This window comes from Marseilla massiliensis (assembly GCF_016899855.1).
Classification (GTDB): domain Bacteria; phylum Bacteroidota; class Bacteroidia; order Bacteroidales; family Bacteroidaceae; genus Prevotella.
The window spans coordinates 1-5324 of sequence record NZ_JACJJG010000154.1; the positions used below are offsets into that span (position 1 = coordinate 1).

Below are 5324 nucleotides of genomic sequence, written 5' to 3' on the forward strand. Positions count from 1 at the left end.
GTGCAGTTCGACTTTCCAGATGAGAACGGACGACCTTATAAGTTAAGTGGTGGCAAAATGGCCTACAATAAACGATTAAAGCGAGAAATTCCTATTGATTGGCAAGTCAAAAATCTAATAGACTTTGCTGAAATCAAGAATGGTGCAACACCTTCAACCGCAGATGAAGCAAATTACGGAGGTGATATTGTGTGGATAACTCCAAAGGATTTATCAGACCAACAATCAAAATTCGTGTACCAAGGCGAACGAAATATAACCAAACAAGGCTTTGATTCTTGCAGTACAAGTATGCTTCCAGTAAACTCTGTACTTATGTCAAGTCGTGCTCCAATTGGTCTTGTGTCTATCGCAAAACATGATGTTTGTACAAATCAAGGTTTCAAGAGCTTTATTCCCAAGAATATGGAAGATTCCATTTTTTTGTACTATTACATAAAACATCATATCAAGCAGATAGAGCAATTAGGTTCTGGCACGACCTTCAAAGAAGTTTCAAGGGATGACCTATGTAAATTTCCAATTCTTATTACTGGAGCAAAAAACGCTTATAAACAATGGATTGAATTACAAAATGGAATAGCAGATAAGCAGCTTATACTTAAAAAAGAAATCGCAGCACTTACTAAGCAGCGAGACGAGCTTTTGCCTCTCCTGATGAACGGCCAAGCATCGCTAAATTATCATTTATCGAAATGAATTATTGGATCTTTATGTCTTAATATGCACATAAAGTATGACAACGGCATTGTACAAAAGGAAGCAGGCAAACAGGATTTTCACCCATTTGCCCGAAAGCCATACTCCTTTACTCTTTTCAAGCATACGAGCAATCCGCTTTTCATGTTCCATTTGCAGCTCAAGCTGTTTGTCACGATGAGCCATAAGTTGCCGACCAACTTCCACGACAAAGTTCGTACAAATGTTATTCAAGGATTTTAGGGTTTGAGGATGTACTTGTGCACCGATTTTCTTCGCCTGCATTTCTTGAACAGAAAAATTGAATTTTGAAACAATGCTTTCCATACGGTCAATAGAGGCATTGAGTGCAGCGGTCGTTTGTTTCAGTTCCGCTATCTTTTCAGTAAGGTTGCGTTCTACCTGCAATGCCTCGTTTTCATTGCCAGTTCCTCCTATAAGGCTATCAATGTTTATTTTGTCGGATTTTCCTTTTCCTATTCCCATATTCATTTAGATTTTGAGTGAAACAATTATCTGTGTAAACCTCGCCTGCGTTTGCAAAGACAGTTGGCCATTTGAGCGCAACGCCTTGCCCATTCACGTTCGTCCTCATCTTTATCTTTTCCCCAACCGCTCATGTCAGAACCTCCGCCGCCACTGGATGTAGCCATGCTTGTTGCACCGTCAAGGTATTTAGCGAAAAGGAGCAGGGCGGTTTTCCGCACATCTTCTATGGTTGCAAAGGGATTATCGTCTAATACGGAACACTCCTTGCGGATGATTTCGTCCGCTTCCTCCGATATAGTCACATGGTATTGGTGGTATTCATCTGTGGAGATGTCGTAGTGCCTGAATACTAGAGCCGATAGGTCGCCCTGTGGATTGTTTGGCTGCACAGTAGCTGTCCGTTTTTCTTGCTCGACAGTTGAATTTACCAAAGATTTTCGCTCTCCATGAAGCCTCGCCCATGTCACTTCTATCTTTGACGGCATGAGGTGTCGCCTTTTACCGAGAATGGAGGATTTATAACTGGAGTTGCCCAAAAGTACAGAATAACCTCGTACATTCCCCTTATCATCCTCTTGCAAGTGTATGCCGTAGCCATGCGCTTTCAGTCCGGCTTCGTAGCCTGACCAACTGAAATTCGACAAGGAACGGAGTACATCCATGCAAGTGTCAGTTATCTCCTGCCTACGCTTCTCGTATATGTCCTCCGGCTGTACCCATCCCCGCCGTTCATTGATAATGTACGCAGCCGACATTGCCCGTTCCGCTATCAAGTGGTCATCGTTGACTTTTCCGTCCATGTCCACACGGTTCACGTCAATGTGCAGATGAGGTATGCCACTTTTCGCATCATGGTGGAGTGCAACCACATACTGGCTGTTCTTCACGTTGGTGGACTTCGCACTGGCACGTTTAGCCTTTTTCGACAGGTCAATAGAATCGAAAACTTGGATGTACTCGTTTGCCAACCTTGCCCAATCGTCCAATGTCCATCCTGCAGTTTCATCTTTGGTTGGGGATATTTCCATTCTTATCACATTCCGTTTGAGTGGTCTGCCTTTATTGATTGTGCTGGCAAATTCTTTTTGTTTGAGCACCATGCGTTGGTACATGGCCTCCGCCGATATGTAATCGGGCAGAAAGTTCACTTTCACTATCTCCGCTTTGTCCTTATTGACCGAATAGCGGACGGCGTTTCCGCCGTGGCTGATGGTGGCCGCTTTTGCTATCATCTGGTTGGGGATTTATTGGGTGATGTATTCCTGAATTTCATTCCAACGGGCTATAAGAAGAACGGCGGCACGCATCCACTGTTCCACAAAACGGGTGTCTGCGAAGTATTGTGCCCGATGGCTGCCCTGTATTGACTTGACGGCTGCCGTTATTCGCATTAGTTCACCTCGTGCATCGGAAAGACTGCAAAGGGCTTCCACCTCCTTGTCGGTAAGCCGCCGTCTCGGATGTTGTCCCAAGGCGCATTTACGGATGTAGTCGCTCAAAGTCAAGCCGCAGGTCTCGGCAAGTTCCATGGCTTTTGCGTATTCCTTTCCAGTCACTCTGGCCTCCAGCCGCTTTGTACGCCTTATAGCCTTTTTCTTTCCATCCTTGTTCTCTTCCGTTATTGTCATATCTAATGAATTATAAGGTGATACTATAAAATAAAACTGGTTAGCCCGGTGCGAGCTTGCGAGCGGCAGTTATAGCTTATGTGGCATGGAAGCGCGGAGCGGTTTTGTGCGACATAGGCAATTCTTGTAACAGTCCTGACACGAACATCGGACATAGCACAACTCGTAGAGTGGACGGTTTATCCGAAGTCTTTATAAACGCCTAAAACAAACTTACTCCGCCACATTCTTTCCTCAAAAGACCGCTTCCGATAGTGTTGTAAGTTAAACCCAAGTTCCGCCATAAACCAACGCCTTTCCAAAACGCCACGAATTGAAGCGTAAAAAGCCATGTCTCGCATTGCAAAAAGCCATCTTTTGAAAGCCAATATACAGCATTTCTTGTCCGTCTCGATTTCACTATGATTTACACTCCGTTTCCACCATGAACATTCCCGTCCGAAATAAGGGATAAAGATGGTTGCCCGTTGTTACAACAAGTGGCGGTGTCCGACTTTGTATTTTCGCCATTTGGTACATCGGTGGCAATACAGTTCTCACCACTACCATCTTCACCAATCTCATAGACATGATTGCGCCGCTCTTTCACGCTCACATAATACGGATTGAGTATTTTTTGATTGTCCGCATACCATGCCGACACACAATGCACGGTGTGTATGCTTGTGCGGTTAGTCTGTTCGGATGTGATAATCCCCAACTCGGCCATTTTGTCAAGCAACCTCGAAACGGTTTTCTTGTCATAACCTAAACGGGTGGCCAATTCTACTTCCGAAAGAGCGATTTGTCCGATATGTAGCGTAACGGCAAAGCCTTTCTTCTCGTATTTTGTTTCTTTGATTACCGCAGCGTCAATGAGGCATTTCAATACCTTCATGCGGTCGATACCGTACTTGCTTCCTGCCAGAAAATCAAGCTGGCTGTCGGAAAGCACTATGCAATAATAAATGTCTTTTTTCATCTTCAAATCTATTTATGGTTCAACTAACTCTAACTGAAATTGGTCAACGAGCGTTTGCAAACTCGGACAACGCTTTATCATCTTTTGAAGCGTCATCATGGGAGTGTCCTCCATCAGCAGAAAGTCTGCTATATCTAATCCTTTTTCCCTCTGTTCGTCCGTTGCACATTGCTCCAGTTTTTCACTGAAAACCACTTTCGAGCAGATGGAAGAAAGCAACTGCGATTTCTCCTTCCAAACCTCCTTCGCTCCCAAGTCAGGACAAAGTATGACGGCACGGTTCTTCAACACGGCAACGGTGTCAGCCTTGAAGCAGCCGTGTATTCCTCCGGTCGCCAGCCAAACAAAGTCAGGCATGAAGTGGCTGGCTACTAAAGCAGATTTCTCGCTCTCCACAATGGCTACTGCTTTTGCTGGATAGTCAGCTAATAGATGTTCACCGAACAGACATTGCTTCATATTGAAGTGTTTTAGTCCCAACTCCGTATGCACCCAACTCACATAGCTTCTCGGTTCTTTCACCCGATGCCCTGTTTCCGGATTATACAGCATAATCTTTCCTGCTCGTACTCTTCCTTGTCGGTCAATCTGCCAAAATACCGTGGAGCCTTTCCATTTCTTGGATGTCCCGACACAGTATAATTGGAACAGCTGGGATGTTTCCTTTTCACCGAATACTTCAGACAGAAAGATGAATAACGGATTCAGTTCGTAGTTGGCAAGCGAGCGGTACATAATGTTACGATCAATGTAGTCTATCGGCTTTGGCAGTACGGCCGTAGTCTGCGACCTCCACGGCTTCCGTTCTTCCAATGCAATAGGATTATCTTTGAAATAGTCCGATGGCTTGTAATGGTATTGGCACGAATGTTCATGGTCGCACCTGCCCACATAATCAGGAAACGCAATTTGCCCTTCCGTATCAACATACTTGACGAAACATTGCTTCCTACCACATTTAGGACAGGTCAGCTTAGAACCTCGCTTGTATTTTTGGAGCGTAAATCGGTATTCAATCATAGTTCCTCCTTTTTATAAATGCAGTTCGTGCAGTTTGCAGTTGTTGCAGTTTTCCAGATTACCAATGCCCTCTGAACTGCAAACTGCAAATACTGCAAAGTGCAAACAGTGTGGATTATTGCAGTTTTTCATATTCTCCCCTCTTAATTTTCCTGATTACTTTGTTCGCGGCAAGTTTGTTCAACACATACATCACAGTTCTTTCCGACATTCCGACTTCTTTACCAGCTTGGACGGCTTCGGCTGTAGAAAACAAATGAGGTACAATATCAAGCATTTCTTTCTTCTGTGAGTCTATGCTTTCTATCAACATAAATTTCTGAACATTGAAATAGCAATCCTCGAAATATGCACTTAGTCTGATGGCCGATTTTGTGGAATCAATATCCACAAAATCTTTATGGACTTCGTCACAAGCCCATCGAAGTATCTGTAATACTAAAGCCAACCGTGCTGCAATTATGGGTGTTTTCATTACCCGGCTATCCACCATGGAAAAGCCACGCGACTTTGACCCTTTTGGCCAA

Annotated in this window: 6 protein-coding genes and 1 pseudogene; 1 reads left to right on the top strand and 6 read right to left on the bottom strand. The window is 44.2% G+C overall.

Annotation, left to right across the window (positions count from 1 at the left end):
* Positions 1 to 699 (top strand): restriction endonuclease subunit S (locus tag H6A34_RS13680; RefSeq protein ID WP_205105969.1); only part of this gene is annotated, 699 nt, incomplete at its 5' end.
* 12 nt (positions 700 to 711) lie between these two features.
* Here H6A34_RS13680 and H6A34_RS13685 read toward each other — a convergent pair.
* The 6 genes and pseudogenes from H6A34_RS13685 to H6A34_RS13710 all read right to left on the bottom strand — a co-directional run.
* Positions 712 to 1185: a hypothetical protein gene (locus H6A34_RS13685; protein WP_205105970.1), complete on the bottom strand. Its 474-nt coding sequence runs from the start codon at positions 1183 to 1185 to the stop codon at positions 712 to 714.
* A gap of 26 nt (positions 1186 to 1211) precedes the next feature.
* Entirely contained in the window at positions 1212 to 2420 is a 1209-nt protein-coding gene (locus H6A34_RS13690) for a relaxase/mobilization nuclease domain-containing protein (RefSeq protein WP_205105971.1), read from the bottom strand.
* Positions 2421 to 2432: 12 nt separating this feature from the next.
* Positions 2433 to 2816 (bottom strand): plasmid mobilization protein, encoded by a 384-nt coding sequence (locus H6A34_RS13695; RefSeq protein WP_205105972.1) that lies wholly within the window; start codon positions 2814 to 2816, stop codon positions 2433 to 2435.
* A 406-nt stretch (positions 2817 to 3222) separates the two neighbouring features.
* Positions 3223 to 3777, bottom strand: coding sequence for a helix-turn-helix transcriptional regulator (locus H6A34_RS13700; protein WP_205105973.1), 555 nt, complete (start codon positions 3775 to 3777; stop codon positions 3223 to 3225).
* A gap of 12 nt (positions 3778 to 3789) precedes the next feature.
* On the bottom strand, positions 3790 to 4797 hold the full coding sequence (locus H6A34_RS13705) for a DUF6371 domain-containing protein (protein ID WP_205105974.1): 1008 nt from the start codon (positions 4795 to 4797) through the stop codon (positions 3790 to 3792).
* A gap of 115 nt (positions 4798 to 4912) precedes the next feature.
* A pseudogene (locus tag H6A34_RS13710) lies at positions 4913 to 5324 on the bottom strand (DUF3987 domain-containing protein); the annotation flags it as partial.